Source organism: Pseudomonas sp. TREG-RG-20F-10-E-6-01 (genome assembly GCF_022662455.1).
In the GTDB taxonomy this organism is placed as follows: domain Bacteria; phylum Pseudomonadota; class Gammaproteobacteria; order Pseudomonadales; family Pseudomonadaceae; genus Aquipseudomonas.
The window spans coordinates 167,055-184,746 of the sequence record NZ_JAKNQP010000003.1; the positions used below are offsets into that span (position 1 = coordinate 167,055).

10 protein-coding genes and 1 pseudogene are annotated in these 17,692 nt (G+C 62.3%); 5 read left to right on the forward strand and 6 right to left on the reverse strand.

Translation table 11 applies throughout. The features are described from left to right. Positions 1-61 precede the first annotated feature (61 nt). Genes L8K08_RS11240 through L8K08_RS11255 form a run of 4 tightly spaced genes read right to left on the reverse strand, consistent with a single transcriptional unit; the run spans position 62 to position 4,327 of the window. Complete coding sequence (locus L8K08_RS11240) at positions 62-1,294, reverse strand: phosphopentomutase (protein WP_242196753.1); 1,233 nt, start codon at positions 1,292-1,294, stop codon at positions 62-64. Continuing rightward, on the reverse strand, positions 1,291-2,598 hold the full coding sequence (gene deoA, locus L8K08_RS11245) for a thymidine phosphorylase (RefSeq protein WP_242196756.1): 1,308 nt from the start codon (positions 2,596-2,598) through the stop codon (positions 1,291-1,293). The genes L8K08_RS11240 and deoA overlap by 4 nt, the downstream gene beginning before the upstream one ends. A gap of 10 nt (positions 2,599-2,608) precedes the next feature. After that, complete coding sequence (locus L8K08_RS11250) at positions 2,609-3,874, reverse strand: NupC/NupG family nucleoside CNT transporter (RefSeq protein WP_242196759.1); 1,266 nt, start codon at positions 3,872-3,874, stop codon at positions 2,609-2,611. 54 nt (positions 3,875-3,928) lie between these two features. Next, positions 3,929-4,327, reverse strand: a complete 399-nt coding sequence (locus L8K08_RS11255) for a cytidine deaminase (RefSeq protein ID WP_242196762.1) — start codon at positions 4,325-4,327, stop codon at positions 3,929-3,931. Between the two features lie 279 nt (positions 4,328-4,606). On the opposite strand from L8K08_RS11255, the gene L8K08_RS11260 reads away from it, so the two are divergent. From L8K08_RS11260 to L8K08_RS11270, 3 genes and pseudogenes are all read left to right on the forward strand, one after another. Further along, the gene (locus L8K08_RS11260; protein WP_242196765.1) at positions 4,607-5,149 is read left to right on the forward strand and encodes a hypothetical protein; all 543 of its coding nucleotides are present in this window, start codon (positions 4,607-4,609) and stop codon (positions 5,147-5,149) included. Between the two features lie 319 nt (positions 5,150-5,468). Further along, positions 5,469-6,671 carry a M48 family metalloprotease gene (locus tag L8K08_RS11265; protein WP_242196768.1) on the forward strand — a complete coding sequence of 401 codons (1,203 nt, stop codon included), beginning with the start codon at positions 5,469-5,471 and terminating at the stop codon, positions 6,669-6,671. Next, a pseudogene (locus L8K08_RS11270) lies at positions 6,659-12,106 on the forward strand (WGR domain-containing protein). The gene L8K08_RS11265 and the pseudogene L8K08_RS11270 overlap by 13 nt, the downstream one beginning before the upstream one ends. Before the next feature lie 146 nt (positions 12,107-12,252). On the opposite strand, the gene L8K08_RS11275 reads toward L8K08_RS11270, so the two are convergent. Together L8K08_RS11275 and L8K08_RS11280 are read right to left on the reverse strand one after the other, a co-directional pair. Then, complete coding sequence (locus tag L8K08_RS11275; RefSeq protein WP_242196772.1) at positions 12,253-13,578, reverse strand: LLM class flavin-dependent oxidoreductase; 1,326 nt, start codon at positions 13,576-13,578, stop codon at positions 12,253-12,255. 23 nt (positions 13,579-13,601) lie between these two features. Then, positions 13,602-14,558 carry an ABC transporter substrate-binding protein gene (locus tag L8K08_RS11280; RefSeq protein WP_242196775.1) on the reverse strand — a complete coding sequence of 319 codons (957 nt, stop codon included), beginning with the start codon at positions 14,556-14,558 and terminating at the stop codon, positions 13,602-13,604. A gap of 317 nt (positions 14,559-14,875) precedes the next feature. Between L8K08_RS11280 and L8K08_RS11285 the strand changes: the two genes are divergently transcribed. Further along, positions 14,876-16,483 (forward strand): efflux transporter outer membrane subunit, encoded by a 1,608-nt coding sequence (locus tag L8K08_RS11285; RefSeq protein WP_242196779.1) that lies wholly within the window; start codon positions 14,876-14,878, stop codon positions 16,481-16,483. Positions 16,484-16,499: 16 nt separating this feature from the next. Next, positions 16,500-17,687, forward strand: a complete 1,188-nt coding sequence (locus L8K08_RS11290) for an efflux RND transporter periplasmic adaptor subunit (protein ID WP_242196782.1) — start codon at positions 16,500-16,502, stop codon at positions 17,685-17,687. Positions 17,688-17,692: the final 5 nt, after the last annotated feature.

Consider the following 17,692-nt stretch of genomic DNA (forward strand, 5'->3'; position numbering starts at 1 on the left):
TGGCGCGACGATGCGAATCGAGTGCAGCGCCCATAGGAACAGACATTACTGAAGGCGTCGATCAATGATGCTCCCTGAGCAGAAAAGAACTTCCCCACGCCAACGGCGCCACGCCCAAATGCGCCGCCAGTGTCTGGCCGATATCGGCAAAGCTGCCGCGCTCGCCCAGCCAGCCGGGCGCAATGCCTGCCCCGTAAGCCAGGACCGGCACATGCTCACGGGTATGATCGCTGCCCGGACGCGATGGGTCGCAACCGTGGTCGGCGCTGATGATCAGCAACGTCTGCGGGTCCATCAACGCCAATAATTCCGGCAGCCTGCGGTCGAAGGCTTCCAACGCGGCAGCGTAGCCGGCCAGGTCTCGGCGGTGTCCGTAAAGCATGTCGAAGTCGACGAAATTGGCGAACACCAGGCTGTTGTCTGGCGCTTGCTGGTAGGCCTTGAGCGTGGCATCGAACAGCGCGTCGTTGCCGTCGGCCTTGTACAACCGGCTGATGCCGCGGTGCGCGAAGATATCGCCGATCTTGCCCACCGCATGCACGCTGCCGCCGGCTTCGCACAGATGATCCAGCAGCGTCGGCGACGGCGGTGGCACGGTGTAGTCGCGGCGATTGCCGGTGCGGCGAAACTCGCCCGCGTGCTCGCCGGTGAACGGCCGGGCAATGACCCTGCCGACCGTGTATTCATCACACAAATCGCGCGCGATTTCACACACCCGGTACAGCTCATCAAGCCCAAAATGGCTTTCATGGGCGGCGATCTGCATCACACTGTCGGCCGAGGTGTAGCAAATCGGCTGCTGGCTGCGGATGTGTGCTTCGCCCAACTCGTCCAGCACCGTAGTGCCAGAGGCATGGCAGTTGCCCAGGACACCCGACAACCCTGCCCGCTCAATCAGGTCGGCCAGCAACCTGGGCGGAAAGGACTCAACCGGCCGCTCGAAATAACCCCAGTCGAACAACACCGGCACGCCCATCATTTCCCAATGCCCGGACGGTGTGTCCTTGCCTGAGGATTGTTCGCGCGCATGGCCGTAGGCGCCGACCGGTGCAGCGTCGCCCCAGTGGCCCGGCAACGGTCCGTCACCGCTGGCTGCCGCAGCGGCGCCCAGGCCCAGACGACCCAGATTTGGCAGCCACAGAGGCCCCCGGCGCAATGGCCCATCGGCCTCACCGCGGGCACACGCCTCGGCGATATGGCGCAAGGTGTCGGCGCCGGCATCGCCAAAAACAGCAGCGTCGGCACTGGCGCCGATGCCCAACGAGTCCAGCACCAATACGATGGCTTTGCTCATAGGATGTCCTGGATCAAATCACGTGCGGCCAGGCTCGAACCGCCTAATCGATAGGCTGCGCGCAAAGCGGATGCGCCCTGCCCGGCCTGCTCTGGGTTGCGTGCGTGCACCCAGCCCAGAGGCCGTTGCGCGTTCACCTGTTCACCCACAAAGGCCAACTCGCTGAAGCCCACGGACAAGTCCAGCACATCGTCGGGATGACTGCGTCCGCCGCCCAATGCCACCACCGCCAAGCCCACCGCCCGGGTATCGATGTCGGTAACGCAGCCCTCTTCCTCGGCCCACACCGGCACCGACACGGCGGCCTTGGGTAAATACGCTTCAGGGTCTGCCGTAAAGCCCGGCGGGCCGCCCAGAGCGACGACCATTTGCTCGAAGCGCTGCAAGGCTGCCCCGCTCTGCCAGGCCTGGAGTAATTGATCACGGGCCTGGGCGTCATCCCGCGCCAAACCGGCCATCGTCAATGCTTGGGTGGCCAGCGCCAAGGTCACCGCCCACAAGCGCTCACTGCGCACCTCGCCCTTGAGCAAAGCGACTGCTTCGCCAACCTCCAGGGCGTTGCCGGCACTGCGGGCCAGCGGTTGGTTCATGTCGGTGATCAGCGCGCGGGTGTTGACCCCGGCACCATTGGCCACCGCGACGATGCTGGCGGCCAGCTCGCGCGCCTGTTGCGGCTCGGCCATGAAAGCGCCGTTGCCGGTTTTCACATCCATGATCAGTACGTCGAGGCCGGCGGCGAGTTTTTTGCCGAGGATCGACGCGGTAATCAGGTCAATCGACTCCACCGACCCGGTCACGTCGCGGATCACATACAAGCGCTTGTCCGCCGGCGCCAGGTTGGCGGTCTGGCCGATGATCGCGCAACCGACGTCGGCCACCACCGCGTGCAGGCGTTCGGGGCTGGGTTGGCAGTCGTAGCCGGGAATGCTCTCGAGCTTGTCCAGGGTGCCGCCGGTATGCCCCAGCCCGCGCCCGGAAATCATCGGCACGTAACAACCGCAGGCCGCCAGTAACGGCGCGAGCAGCAAGCTGATCATGTCGCCGACGCCGCCGGTGGAATGCTTGTCCACGACCGGCCCTGGCAGGTCCCACTTCAGCACTTGGCCGGAGTCGCGCATCGCCTCGGTCAAGGCCAGGCGTTCGCTCACGTCCATGCCCTTGATGAATACCGCCATGGCGAACGCCGCCACCTGCCCATCGCTGAGGCTGGCGTCGGCAATGCCGGCGACAAAGCGTTGAATGTCCATCGCAGCCAGGGCGTGCCCGTCGCGTTTGCGCCGAATCACTTCTTGTGGCAACCACATACTGTGCTCCTTACAACGAAATGAAAAAGCCGACAATCGCCGCGCTCATCAGGTTGGAAAGCGTGCCGCCGATCATGGCCCGCAAGCCCAGCCGCGCGAGTTCCTCACGGCGTTGCGGGGCGATACCCGTGAGGCCGCCCAGCTGAATGGCAATCGAAGACAGATTGGCGAAGCCGCACAGGGCGAAAGTCACGATCACCTGGGTGTGCACCGACAGCAGCGGCACGCCGGCTTCGGCAGCCTTGGCCGGGGTCAGGTAGTTAGCCAGGTCGGCGTAGGCGACAAACTCGTTGAGCACCAGTTTTTCGCCGATAAAACCGCCGGCCATCACTGCTTCATGCCACGGCACCCCGAGCAGAAACGCGATGGGCGCCAGCACGTACCCGAGAACCAGTTGCAAGGTCAATTGCGGGTAGCCAAACCAGTTGCCCGCCCAGCCCAGTAGCCCGTTGAGCAGCGCAATCAACGCGATAAACGCCAGCAGCATGGCACCCACCGCCAAGGCCAGGCGCAAGCCAACCTGGGCGCCATCGGCGGCGGCGTCGATGATATTGGTGGGGCGATTCTCGGCCTGGCCCAGCTCCTCGATCACCTGTTCGGTGCAGGCGGCTTCGGTTTCCGGCTCCATGAGTTTGGCCATCAGCAAGGCACCCGGCGCCGACATGAAGCACGCCGCGATCAGGTACTTGAGCTCCACGCCCAGCCCGGCATAGCCCAGCAGCACCGAGCCGGCCACTGCGGCGAAGCCACCAACCATCACCGCAAACAACTCAGAGCGCGTCAGCTTGGCGATGAAGGGCCGTACCACCAGCGGCACTTCCGACTGGCCGATGAAAATCGCCGAGGTCACCACCATCGACTCGATGCGGCTGGTGCCCAGCAACAGGCGCAAGGTGCCGCCCACCAGCCGAATGATCCAGCCCATCACACCGATGTAATACAACACAGAGATAAAGCTGCCGAAGAACACGATCATCGGCAAAACCCGGATGGCGAACACAAACCCGCCACTGCCGAACACTTCAAACATGTGCGGTGAACTCAGGCCGCCGAACAGAAACTCGATGCCTTTGTTAGCGTAAAGCTGCAGCGATGCCACCGCGCCTGACAGCGAGGCGAGCACCGTCTGGCCCCACGGCACGTAAAGCGCAAAGGCGCCGATCAAGACCTGGATCAAAAACGCCACCGAAACGGTGCGCCAGTTGATCGAGCGTCGTTGATGAGATAAAGCAATGGCAATGAGAATAAGGGTCGCTATTCCGACAAGACTGATCATGCAGGCGTCTCAACAATGGACCACGCGAATGCAGACCCGAAGGCCTGCCCAGGATTAGAAAGCGTCGAAGGCGCCCGGCAGCAATTGCTCCAGGGTCCAGGTGCGCGTGGCGGCCGGGTCACTGCCCTGACAAATCACCACTGCATCCTTGGCCATCAACTCCAGCATCACCTGGCGGCAGGCACCGCAAGGGCTTATCAGTGAAACATTGGGTGCATAAACAGCCATGGCTTTGAAACTGCGTGGGGCATAGCCCTGGCTGATGGCGCTGAACAACGCGCTGCGCTCGGCACAGTTGGTCAGCCCGTAGGAGATATTCTCCACGTTGCAACCCTGTACCACCTCACCGTCGGCGGTCAGCAATGCCGCGCCCACGGGGAAATGGGAATAAGGCGAGTACGTGCTCTGGGCGGCACGCTTTGCCTGTTCCATCAAACGCTCTTCAATTGTCATGCACAGGGTCATCCCATCTTATTGCGAGCACGTCCAGGGCGGTCGTGACGCTATTGTGGTGTTATTTAAATAACAATTGATGTGAATATTCAATCTTTTTTTATGCTCGCGAACAAAGGTAGGCGCCGAAATCCTTGGCTGCCTCACGTGCACGCGTCTATGAGGTAGACAGGTGTTGTAGCGCTGTTGGCTCGCCAAGATCTAAGGCTAAAACCCTTTGTTTTCCGATAGTACAGCCTGAATACTGATAAGTTTTAGAGTGAAAATTCGGGAGCCATCATGGGAATTCAAGTCACGATACTAAAGGGCGTTTGCATCCTGACGATGGGGGCTATAGCGCTCGACGCGTTCGCGGAGGCTTCGGAACAGCGCTATCTGTGTAAGGCGCAAGAAACGCTATTGTTCGGATGCGACTCCGGCCGGAAGATGATCTCGGTGTGCGCGTCGCAGGATTTCTCGGCGACAACAGGCTATGTGCAATACCGATTTGGTACGCCCGGCAACATTGAGTTGAGCTATCCCGAGAAGCTGAGTCCACCCAATGGTCATTTCTGGTTCAGTTCTACCGGCTACTCAGGTGGAGGCGAAGCACATCTGCGCTTCATCAATCACGGGGTAACCTACGCCGTTTTCGACCGTATGGTGCGCACAAACTTTACTCCAGGGGAACCTAACGACCCTGACATGAGCGAGGGAATAGTCGTGCGGCCGCAGGGAAAGAAAGCGACAACTCGACTCTGCACCTATTCCGAAGGCGGCATTCGCGCGCAAGCATACACAACCATCGAACGTGAAGACTTCGACGATAACCTCGTTCCGTAAGCGTGAAAGTGGGTGTTTTGTGGCGCGGATGACTTGGGGTTGGGCCAGGAGGTTCTTTAGCAAGGGTTCAGGCAATGAAAACGCTGAAAGGCGTTTTAAAGGCGTTCGACGCGAGAGTGTTCGACAACCAGCTTACGCAATCCATGCGCGCTAAATAACCTGATTGCCAAACCCGAGGGCTGTGTACTTTCACAAGTATTTTTCCCAACCACTAGGTATGCTCCGCGTTTATTGCCGATCACTGACACCGGGATGCCAGCCCAAGCCTCTGCTGCCCAGGCGCAGCTTATGGAGCCGTATCCTCAAGGACGTTTGAACGATGAGTACCCCCGCGCTGGACATCAGCAGCCTCACGCCACTGCCTTATCACCAGCAGGTGGTCGACTACCTGAAAACCAGTGAGCCCGCCGTGTGGAGCTGGGCCTCGTCCCTGGGCGTGCAGCAGGAACATGCCCAGGATGTACGCGCGCAATTGCTGCGCGACACCTACCGCCTGAGCCCCGAGACTCACTCGCAGGCTTACCGGGCCTGTGAGGCAGCGTTGCAAAGCTTGCAGGTCCAGGCGCCCGCCACGCTCTACCAGGCGGGCGACGGCGCGATGAATGCGAGCCTGTATTACCTTGCCGGTGAGGTGCATGTGGTGTTTTACGGGCCGATCCTTGAACGGCTCGACGCCCAGGAGTTGCTGGCGTTGCTGGGGCACGAGCTGGCCCATTACCGTTTATGGTCGGAGCACGACGGCGACTACCTCACTGCCGAGCGCATTCTCAACCACGCGATGGCCGATGTGTATACGCCGCCCAGCCTGGAACAGACCGCACGTTTATATAGCCTGCACACCGAAATCTACGCCGACCGCGGCGCGGCCCTGGTGGCCGGCGGACCCGAAGCGTCCATCACCTCGCTGGTAAAGATTCACACCGGGATTGTCAGCGTCGATGCCGCGAGCTACTTGCAACAGGCGCGCGAGCTGGATGGCAAGGATGCGCAACTGTCCCAGGGCGTCTCGCACCCGGAGACTTTCCTGCGTTCCCAAGCGGTAGACAGTTGGTGGCGGCAAGTTCCGGAAACCGACGCCTGGCTGCACCGCCGGCTGCGTGGGCCGTTGTCGCTGACGCGCCTGGACGTGACCGACCAGGTCGAGCTGACCGCCCTCACCCGTGGCTTTATAACCACCTTTATCGGCGCAGCGGTGTTGCAGTCCGAGGCGGTACTCAATCAGGTACGGGGTTTCTTCCCCGACTGGAAGACCACGCAGACGCCGCTGGACCTGGCCACGCTGAATGCCGAGCGTATCGACGCGAGCATCCATGAATACCTGCACTTCATCATGCTCGACCTGAGCCTGGTCGACCGTGACCTGCGTGATGAAGCCTTGCTGCATGCCGCGCGCACGGCGAAGAAACTCGGCAGCGCCGACGACTTTATCAACGTGCTCAAACGCGATATCAAATTACCCAAACGTGAGCTCGACCCGATCGTTCGCGCACTAAAAGCGGAGGTCGACACATGGACCCAATAACCCAACCCGTCACGTTCACGCAATTACTGGCGAGCCACGACGGCGCCGCCGTGCCTATCGACGATGTATTGTTCCTGGCGCTGCCGCTGCTGCGTCAGGTGGCGCAACTGCATGAGTTGGGGCGTGTTGCCCAGCTCAGTTACCTCGATGTACTGCAAGGGCCAGAGCGTACCCTGCAACTGCGCAACCCCGAGGGCGTGCCGCCGCGCCTGGCGCTGGAGGCGATCAAGCAGGTGCAGCCCAACCCTGAGTCGGCGCTGAATATCGTCGGCAAGGTCCGCCTGACCCGCGATTCGCAAACCGGTGTGGCAATTACCGACCTGCAAGTCCAGGAAGATCCGCACCAGGCCATCGACCACCCGGTGTTCCTGACGGACTTGCGCAGTTGGGAACATCAGCTTGGGCATCACGACGAAATCACCGATATTTTCCAACTCGGCCAGTTGCTGGCATGCTTGGCTTGCGGGTTGGATTTTGCCGATATCAACGACCTCAAGACGTTTGCCCGGCACCGGCGCAACCTGTTCCAGCTCAATGGCCGGCTCAACCCGGTGCTGGCCAATGTAATCGTCGAGATGACTGAGCTTAACCGCCATGAGCGCGCCACCGATGTCGGCTCGCTGGCCAAGCGCCTGGAGTCCTGGCGCGAACAGCCGGCGAGCCTGGATGTCGAGCGTGTGCTGGCCGAGGCTGAAGGCCCGGCTTCGCGGCGCACCGTGGTGCTTGAGCATCTGCGCAACCGGCTGTTCGATCTGTCGCGACGCAACCGCCTGCTGCACTTTCGGCCGACCCAGGCGAACGTCAATTTGACCGTGGCCAGCGTGCCACTGGTGATGCGCATCGAAAGCATCCGCCCCGAAGCGTTGTGTACCTGGCAGCCTACCTTCGGTGGCTTTTCCGAGCAGGTACTGAGCGGCAAACCCGTTGGCCTGCAGCAATGGCTGCGGTTTGAAGACCAGACCTGGTTGCAGGCATCGCTGGAACGCCTCATCCAGGAAACCCGCCGCGACCGCGCCGAGTTCGGCTTCAGCAACCTGCGCCTTGTTGTCGCCTTCATGCGCTGGCACAACCTCAAGGACACCCCGGAAGAACGCATTGTCACCCCGTTGCTGTGGTTGCCGGTGGAGCTGAGCCGTAAAAAAGGCGTGCGCGACCAGTTCATGTTGCAGTGCGACGAAACCGAGGCCGAATTCAACCCGGTACTGCGTCATCAGTTGCGTCAGCTTTACGATATCCAGTTGCCGGAAACCGTCGACCTGCAAAAGACCTCGCTGGAAGACATTCACGCCGATATTGCCCGTCAGATCAAACTGACCGAGCCCGGCGTCGAGCTGCGCTTGCAGAGCAAGCCGCAAATCGAACTGATCCACCAGAAGGCCGTGCAGCACCTGCACCACTTCCAGCGCCGCCGCGCTCGTCAGCGCTCGAGTATGCCGTTGGTAAGACCGGATTTCAGCTACGACCGCGAAGACTACCGCCCGCTGGGCCTGCAACTGTTCCAGCAAAAAGTGCTGCCAAGCCAGTTGCCGCTGCGCCTGGCAGTAGGCGGCAAACCTTCGCTGCGCGACCAGCATCCGCAAATGGTCGCCAGCAGCACTGAAAACAGCACCTTCGCCCTGCCCGAGAATCAGGGGCACCGCTACGCCTGGGATATCGACCTGACCCAAGTGACACTGGCCAACTTCAACTACCGCAAGATGTCGCTGGTACGCGACTACGCGCAGTTGATCGACGAACCGGCGCAAAACGAAGCGTTTGACCGGATGTTCTCCATTGAGCCGCGAGACGTTGAAGTGCAAGCCCCGGACCCGATTCCGTTGCCCGAACAATGGAACGTGGTGGCCGGCGACGCAACGCAAAATGCCGCCGTCAGCCTGGCCCGCACCGGGCGCAATTTTATCATTCAGGGGCCGCCGGGCACTGGCAAGTCCCAGACCATCACCAACCTTATCGCCGACTATGCCGGTCGCGGCCTGCGGGTGCTGTTCGTGTGCGAAAAGCGCGCGGCGCTGGACGTGGTATTCCACCGCCTGCAGCAAAGTGAACTGGGCGAATTGTGCTGCCTGATTCACGACTCCCAAACTGACAAGAAAGCGTTCGTGGGTAACTTGCGCGAGTGTTATGAGCGCTGGATTGCCGGCGACGCCCAATCAGCGCAACTGCAAGCTCGACGCAGTGCCACACTGGCCACCTTGAGCCAGCAGCTGAGTTTGATCGAGCGCTTCGAACAGGCCATGGCCGCGGTTCCGCAAACCTTGGCGTGCTCGGTGCGCGAGCTGGTGCGCCACCTGATCGAACTGCCTGCGGCGTCTGCAAAACTGCCGCCCGAGGTACTTGAACGCCTGCCCGACTGGCGTCACTGGCAGGCCCACGGTGAGCTGATTAGCCGCGTGTATGAGGCGATCAACGAACGCTTCGGCCTCGACAGCTTTGCGCGCCATCCTTTCAGCCGCTTGGCCTCTAATCTCATCAGCCACGAACACGCGTATGGCCAGCTCAAGGCATTCCTGGATGAAGCCGGCGAGCTGATGGACAGTGTCGAGCAACTGATGGAGTCACCCTCAAGCCTGCTTTCGAGTGACACACCCCTGGCGGATGCGTGCGTGCTGACCCACGCGGCCGAGCAACTGACCAGCGCCAACCTGACCTCGCACCTCGACCTGCTGGAGCCGGGCTCACCCGGCTCCCAGGCGCTGCATGCCGAACAGGCGACGTTGCAGACGCTCACCGTGCGGCAACACAATGCCGGCGAAAACACCCGCCATTGGCGCGACAAACTCGGCCCCCAGGACACCCAGGCCGCCCAGGATCTGGTGCAGCGCCTGGAAGGCTCGCTGCTGCGTTGGCTGCAACCGTCGTGGTGGCGGCTGCGTGGCGAGCTACAACGGCGCTACGACTTCAGTCAGCATGCCATCCGCCCACATTACCGCAGCGTGCTCGACAACCTGGCCGATGAGCACCGCGCCACCGCCGAGTTGCAAGCCGAACAGCAGCGCCTGCAAAGCCGCTACGGCATTCAGGACATCGACCTGTTCGTGCACAACCTGCAAGCCCTGCTGGCGCAACTGAGTGCATCACCGTTATAGCGCCAGTGGCTCGAAAGCCTGCGCGGTAACCCGGACGCCCTGCCCGGTGTGCGCCAGGAAGCTAACCTGCGCCAGCCATTGGCGCGCCTCGCCCAATTGGTTGCGCAACACTGTGTATTCGAACCGGCGCCGAGCCTGGGCGCGTTGGCCGAATACCTGCGCGACCTGCGTGAAGAACTCGACGAACTGCCCGACACCCTGCCGCTGCTCAACGAGCTGCATCAAGCCGACCCCGCTTGCCTGTTGGCCGTGCAGCAGCACGCCTTGGCGCAACCGGTGCTGGATGGTTTGATTGCCGAGGAAAACCTCACCCGTCTGTATCGCGCCAACCCTCAGCTGTCGCGCTTCGACGGCCCGGCCTTGGGCCTGGCGGCTCGTCAGGTCAGCCAGGCTGAAAGCAGCCTGCTCAAGCACAACGCCCATGTGCTCAGCGCCACGCTGCATCAGCGCTTCCTGGAGCATGTGAAGCAATCGGCGATGTCGGTGACCCAGCTTGACGCCCAGGCCCGTGAGTTCAAAAAGGCCTATGCCAAGGGCCGACGCGAACTGGAACATGAGCTGGGCAAGACCATGCGCTATCGCTCCATCCGTGAAATGGCGAGTGGCGACAGCGGCCGGGTGATCAACGACCTCAAGCCTATCTGGCTAATGAGCCCGCTGTCGGTGTCCGACACCCTGCCACTGACCCCGGACTTGTTCGACGTGGTAATTTTCGACGAAGCCAGCCAGATTCCCAGCGAGGAAGCCGTGCCGGCCTTGAGCCGTGCGCAACAGGTGATTGTGGTGGGTGACGAGATGCAATTGCCACCCACCAACTTCTTCTCCAGCGCAGGCGACCAGGACGATAACGAGCTGGTCGCCATGGAAGACGGCGAACAGATTGCAATCAACCTCGACGCCGACAGCTTGCTCAGCCAGGCCGCGCGTAATTTGCCGGCGACCCTGCTGGCCTGGCACTACCGCAGCCGCCATGAAGCGTTGATCAGTTTCTCCAACGCGGCGTTCTATGAAGGCCGGTTGATCACCATTCCCGACCGTCGTATCGAGCGCCCTGCCCCGGCCCAGGCTGCCCTGGACTCCAAGGACGCGCAGGCAGCGATGCAAGGCGCCGACACCCTGCTCGACAGCCCGATCAGCTTCTTGAAGATGAGCGATGGCGTCTACCTCAGCCGCAGTAACCTGGCCGAAGCGCGGTACATCGCCAACCTGGTGCGTGAACTGCTGCACCGCGAGACCGGCCTGAGCCTTGGCATCGTGGCCTTCTCCGAAGCCCAACAAGGTGCCATCGAGCAAGCCTTGGAGGACTTGGCGGCCAGCGACTCAGCCTTCGCCACCCGCCTTGAGCGTGAGTACGTGCGTGAAGACGCCGGGCAGTTCAATGGTCTGTTCGTCAAGAACCTGGAGAACGTCCAGGGCGATGAACGCGATGTGATTATCCTGAGCATCTGCTACGCGCCAGGCCCGAACGGCAAGATGCTGATGAACTTCGGCCCGATCAACCAGCGCGGCGGGGAAAAACGCCTGAATGTGATCTTCAGCCGCGCGCGGAAACGCATGGCGATCGTCTCCAGCATTGAGGCAGATGCCATCACCAATACCCACAACGACGGTGCCGCCGCGCTGCGCGCGTTCCTGCAGTTTGCTCAAGCCAGCGCCAGCGGGGACGCGCCGCGCTCCCAGGGCATTCTCGCCAACCTCAACCCCGGCGCCAAACAATCCTTTGCCGTCAGCCTGCCCAAGGACAGCCTGCGCAGCGCTCTCGCCGCCGCCTTGCGCAAACGCGGGCATACGGTGCAGGAATATGTCGGGCGTTCACAGTTTCGCTGCGACCTGGCGATCAGTGATGCCAGCGGTGAACACTTCAGCCTCGGCGTTTTGCTGGACAGCGATAGCGCGGCGGCGGCTGACGTGCGTGAGCGCTATATCTTCCGCCCGACCGTGTTGCGCAGTTTCGGCTGGAAGATCATCGACGTACTCAGCCATGACTGGCTGCGCGACCCGCAAGACGTGCTGAATCGCATCGAAGCGCTGCTGCGTGGCGAAGAAGCGCCCGCGCTGCCAGAGCCGCAACAGGCCGTGGCGCTGGAAACGGTTGAGGTCGAACCGCCGCCAGCCACTGAAGCAACCACCCCAATGCGTGAGTTCACGTTTGGTGAAGGTAACTCCAACAAGTTCTGGCGGATCGGCGTGACGGAATCGGAGGTTGTGGTGAACTTTGGGCGTATCGGCACTAAGGGCCAGACGTTGATCAAGTCACTTGAAAGCCCTGAGCGCGCAGTGCGTGAAGCGCAAAAGCTGATTGCGGAGAAATTGCGCAAGGGCTATCAAGAGCAGGTCGAGGGCGAATAGTCCGGTCCCTCAACCCTCATTTAAGCGCAGATGCCCTCTGGGAAGGGGCTTGCCCGCGAAATCGACGTGTCAGTCAGCACCAATGCTGGCTTGGCCGGCGCCTTCGCGAGCAGGCCGGCTCCCACCTTTGCTCCCAGCCAGGGCAACTAACCGTGGTGCTTGAACCGGGAAATCCCCAGCCCCAAACTCTCCCGCAACGTCGTCCCTTCATACGCCGTGCGATACACCCCACGCGCCTGCAGCAACGGTATGACTTCCTGCGTAAACCGCGCGAACTGCTGCGGATGGCCAATATAGATATTGAACCCATCCACCGCGCGCGCCTGGAGCCACGCCTCCATCTTGCGCGCAACCGTGTCCGCCGTGCCCACAAACGCGCCCGGCCGCAGTTGGCGACCAAACTCCACTGCCTGGCGCAGCGTGAAACCTTTGTCCCGCGCTTGATCAGCAATGCGTTTGGCATTGGTGAAAAAGCTGCTGCGCGCCGCTTCCAGGCTCTCCTGTGGAAACGGCGCATCGAGGTCGTACTGGCTGAAATCATGCCAGCCGAAATTACGCCCGAACTCCTTCAGCGCGAGCTCGAAACTGTGATCGGCGTGATGGTAGTGCTGCTCGATTTCACGGGCGTGCTCATCGGTGTCGCCCACATAGATCTCGGCGCCGGGCATGACCAGCAGTTGCTCCGGGTCGCGACCGTGTTGCGCCGCCCTGCCCTTTATATCGCGGTAAAACGCCTGGCCCTGCTCGATGCTGGCCGCGTGGGTGAAGATCACGTCCGCCGTGGCGGCGCCCAGGTCGCGGCCTTGCTCAGAGTCGCCGGCCTGGAAGATCACCGGCTGGCCTTGCGGTGAGCGTTGGATATTCAGCGGGCCGACCACCGAAAAGTGCTCGCCCTTGTGGTTCAGGCTGTGCAGTTTGCTGGGGTCGAGAAACTGGCCGGTGGCACGGTCACGCACGAAAGCGTCTTCCTCGTAGGAGTTCCACAGGCCTTGCACCACGTGGACGTGCTCGGCGGCGCGGCTGTAGCGCGTGTCGTAATCGTAATGTTCGTCGCGGCTGTAATTGCCGGCCGTGCCGGCGTCGCCGCTGGTGACCACGTTCCAGCCGGCGCGGCCTTTGCTGATCAGGTCGAGTGAGGCCAGGCGCCGGGCGACGTTATAGGGCGAGTTGTAAGAGGTAGTCAGCGTACCGACCAAGTCCAGATGCCGCGTGCTGACAGCCAGCGCAGAGAGCAGCGTCAGCGGCTCCAGGCGGTTCAGGTAGTGGGAGGGCGAGCCCGGTGTGATGAATTGGCTGTCGACGATAAACATCAGGTCGAACAGCGCCGCCTCGGCCTGGCGGGCAATGTCGATGTACCAGTCGACGTTGACGCTGGCGTCGGCCGGCAAGTGCGGGTCCAGCCATAGATTGTGGCGGCCCGGCCCGCCGCAACCCATGGTCAGGGCGCCGAGTTTGAGCTGTCGTTGGGTCATATCAGAAGAGTTCCTTGAAACGTTCACGGCTGGGTCTGGGCGACGGCGGGCTGCAGCGAGGCCGAGAAGGAATCATCGAACAGGCTCGTTGCGGAGTAAGACTTGACCAGGCCAAGGCTGGCGAAAAAGTCCACGGTCTTTTGCGCTTCGACCGGCGACTGGGCCGTAAGCGGTTCGACCGTGGTGCGCGCACGCGCAAACCAGGCGCGGGCGATGTCGGCGTCGGCGCGGGTGCGCTTGGCCCACGCATCGGCATACGCGTCAGCGTTGGCCGGGCTTTGGCGCGTCCAGTCGCGGGCTTTTTTCAGGCGCTGGAGGAAGTCACTGATTTGCGCGCGTTTGGCCTCGACAGCCTTGGCGTTGGCGGCGATAAAGCTCTGGGCCGGGATCAAGCCCTCCGCGGTTGCGAGTACCCGCGCCCCTTGGCGTTCCTGTTGCGTGACGTAGGGTTCCCAGGTGGCGATGACGTCAACCGAGCCTCCTTCCAGCGCATGGGAAGCGTCGAGTGCGCTGAGGTAGCGCAGCTCGAGTGAGTCGCGCGGGACGCCGGCGTTGTCCAGCGCGGTGAGCAGCAATTGCTGGCTCCAGGAGCCCTTCCAGAGCGCCGCACGTTTGCCGGCAAGGTCGGCCAGTGTGTGGATCGACGAATCCTTTCTGACCAGGATGGCCACGCCGTCGAGGTTTTGCCGGCTGACGGCAATCACCTTGATCGGCGCACCTAATGCGCCCAGGAACAGCACCGGCGCGTCCCCCAGCAAGCCGATATCCAGGCTGTTGGCATTCAGCGCTTCGGCGACCGGCGAGCCTGCGGTGAACTGCTTCCACTCAAGCGTGTACGGCAGGTTTTCCAGCACGCCCGCCGCCTCCATCACGGCTTGGGCGTTGTAGCTTTGGTCGCCCACCACCAGCGTTTGCGCGTTCGCGGTCAGGCACAGCAAGGTGGCGGCCAACCCGGCCGCCAGTGTTGTCAGGTAACGCACGTTCGTCTCCAGATGCCTGGTCAGGCATGCAAGTCGATCCGCGCGTGCGGTCTCGGCAGTGTTCGTAGGGGTTCATACGATGCGGTTATAAATACCGCTTGTAAAATACTGATAACGCATAACCTAATTCACAAATAATGCAACTTAGGCATTTTCAGGCCGCACGCGTTGCACCCGCACATTGCACAGTGCCCTACGCCACCTACACTGGTTGAAACCCCGACACCCCGCGGCCTTTTCAAGCCGCCCGGCCGGACGTACCCGCACGCATCGCTCAACCATTACAGCCGTTGGCCAACTGATTAATCCGAGTAAATATGAAAGAGCAGCTTCGCCAGCGTGCACCCGCAGTGGTGCCAATCCGCACCCCGTTTCGACATGCCTGTTTGCTGGCGCCGCTGAGCCTGCTGTGCCTCGCCCTCGCCGGCTGTACCGTGGGGCCCGACTTTGCACGGCCCGATGTACCGGCCAATGCCGGCTTTGCAAAGGACCCTCTCACGACCACTGCCCAGGCGGACATTGACGCCGGTGGCTCGGCGCAGCGGCTGATCGCCGGGATGGATATTCCCGGGCAGTGGTGGACGCTGTTCCGCTCGCCTTCCCTCAATGCGCTGGTCGAAGAAGCCCTGCGCGCCAACCCGGACGTCAGCGCCGCGCAAGCGGCACTGCGCCAGGCCAACGAGCTGGTGTACGCCGACCAGGCGTCGCTGTTTCCGTCGGTGAGCGCCAATGTGCAAAAAGCCCGCGAGAAAGTCTCCGGCGTCACCTCGGGCATCCCGGAGTCGCCGATTCTCACAGTGAGTTCGGCGTCGCTGAGCGTTTCCTATGCGCCGGACGTGTTTGGCGGCACGCGCCGGCAAATCGAATCCACCACCGCGCAAGCCGAGTATGAGCGCTTTCAGCTGGAGGCGACTTACCTGACCCTGACCTCCAATGTGGTCAACACCGCGGTCAGCCTGGCGTCGTTGCGCGATCAGGTGGCCGCCGCCGAAGAAATCATCACACTGCAGGGCGGTCAGCTCGACCTGCTGCAAGCTCAGCGCCGACTGGGCGCCATCGGCGACAGCGACGTGCTCACGCAGCAAACCGCACTGGCGCAAACCCGCGCGACCTTGCCGCCACTGCAAAAGCAATTGGCACAGACCCGCAACCAATTGATGGCGTACCTGGGGCGCTTTCCAAACCAGGATCAAGGCGAACGCTTCAATCTGGCCTCGTTGCATCTGCCAGAAGCGCTGCCGGTCAGCCTGCCCTCGGCCATTGTCGGCCAGAGGCCGGATGTGCGTTCGGCGCAGGCGCAACTGCATCAAGCCAGCGCCAACATTGGCGTGGCCGTCGCCAATCAGTTGCCGCAATTCAGCATTACCGGGTCGTTGGGTTCCACGGTGGCAAGCGGCACCAAGCTGTTTTCGGCGGGCAGCGGTGTCTGGAGCCTGGCGGGTTCGATTACCCAGCCGATCTTTGACGCCGGCGCACTCGAACACCGCAAACGTGCGGCCGTGGCCGCTTACGACGAGTCGGCGGCGCGCTATCGCGGCACCGTGATTACCGCATTCCAGGACGTGGCCAACGCGCTGCGGGCGCTGGAGGCGGATGCCGATGCGCTGAATCAGCAGGTCGTGGCCGAACACTCCGCACAAGCCAACCTGGACCTGGTGCAGGCCCAGTTCCGCCTAGGCGCGGTGGCGTACATCAACTTGCTCACGGCCCAGCAAACCTACCAAAACACTGTGCTCGCCCGCGTCAAAGCCCAGGCCGCGCGCTACAGCGACACCACGGCGCTGTTCCAGGCATTGGGCGGCGGCTGGTGGAACCGCACGGATGTGGCCCCCGCCACCCAGGGCGCGCCGGACCGCTTCGGCCTGCCGTCGTGGCAAGAGATCATGCCGGCTCACAGTAAAGCCGCTCCCGACTTGAATCATTGAAACAGTGAGAACCCCCATGGCTGACGTTCAGACTGCCTCTGCCCTGCCCCCCGAGCCCGGAGTACCGCGCAAGCGTCGCCTGTGGCGGCCGATGCTGATCATGATCGTGGTGGTGCTGGTGATTGTCGCGATCATTGCCGGGGTGAAATTCGTGCAGATTTCAGCGCTGATCGCCCAATCCAAAACGCCCTTGCCGGCCGCCGTGGTGACGGCCCTGCGGGTGCCGTTCAGTGACTGGCAACCGAGCGTCTCCGCCGTGGGCTCGATGAAGGCGGTGCGCGGTGTGGATGTGACCACTGAAGTCGGCGGCATCGTGCGCACCCTGGGCTTCACGCCCGGGCAAGAGGTGGCGGCCCAGGCGCTGCTGGTGCAGTTGAACGCCGACTCGGACATCGCCCAATTGCACTCCCTGGAGGCAACTGCGGACCTGGCCGGTATCGTGCTCAAGCGCGACAAGGCGCAACTGGCGGTCAACGCCATTTCCCAAGCCCAGGTGGACACCGACACCGCCGACCTCAAGGCCAAACTCGCGGCTGCCGAACAACAGCGCGCGCTGGTGGCGAAAAAAACCATTCGCGCTCCCTTTGCCGGGCGCATCGGCATTACCAGCGTCAACCCCGGCCAATACCTCAACCCCGGCGACAAGATCGCCACGTTGCAGACCTTTGATCCCATCTACATCGATTTCTCGGTGCCGCAGACCCAACTGGAGGCCATTGCCATCGGCCAGGTGGTTTCGGTGACGGCTGACGGCCTGTCAAAGCAGACCTTCACCGGCCGGATCAGCACCATCGACACCCAGTTCGACTCAACCACGCGCAACGTCACCGTCGAGGCGACCGTTGAGAACCCCAAGCAAAGCCTGGTGCCCGGCATGTTCGCCCGTGCGGTAGTCAACTCGGGGACCACCCAGCGCTACCTCACCGTGCCGCAGACGTCAGTGACCTACAACCCTTACGGCACCACGGTGTTCATCGCCACGTCGAGCAAAAACGACAAGGGCGATGAAGTACTCACCGCGCAACAAACCTTCATCAAGACCGGGCCGACCCGCGGCGATCAGGTCGCGATCCTGTCGGGCGTGAAGGAAGGCGATCTGTTGATCACCAGCGGCCAGATGAAGCTCAAGAATGGCTCGCCGGTGAAGGTCGATAGCAGTGCCGCGCCGCTGAACGACCCGGCGCCCACGCCCCAAGAACAGTAAAGGTG

Coding starts and splice junctions, on each gene's coding strand:
- L8K08_RS11250 (WP_242196759.1), bottom strand. CDS start 3,874: ATGATCAGTCTTGTCGGAATAGCGACCCTTATTCTCATTGCCATTGCT.
- deoA (WP_242196756.1), bottom strand. CDS start 2,598: ATGTGGTTGCCACAAGAAGTGATTCGGCGCAAACGCGACGGGCACGCC.
- L8K08_RS11260 (WP_242196765.1), top strand. CDS start 4,607: ATGGGAATTCAAGTCACGATACTAAAGGGCGTTTGCATCCTGACGATG.
- L8K08_RS11285 (WP_242196779.1), top strand. CDS start 14,876: ATGAAAGAGCAGCTTCGCCAGCGTGCACCCGCAGTGGTGCCAATCCGC.
- L8K08_RS11255 (WP_242196762.1), bottom strand. CDS start 4,327: ATGACAATTGAAGAGCGTTTGATGGAACAGGCAAAGCGTGCCGCCCAG.
- L8K08_RS11290 (WP_242196782.1), top strand. CDS start 16,500: ATGGCTGACGTTCAGACTGCCTCTGCCCTGCCCCCCGAGCCCGGAGTA.
- L8K08_RS11265 (WP_242196768.1), top strand. CDS start 5,469: ATGAGTACCCCCGCGCTGGACATCAGCAGCCTCACGCCACTGCCTTAT.
- L8K08_RS11275 (WP_242196772.1), bottom strand. CDS start 13,578: ATGACCCAACGACAGCTCAAACTCGGCGCCCTGACCATGGGTTGCGGC.
- L8K08_RS11240 (WP_242196753.1), bottom strand. CDS start 1,294: ATGAGCAAAGCCATCGTATTGGTGCTGGACTCGTTGGGCATCGGCGCC.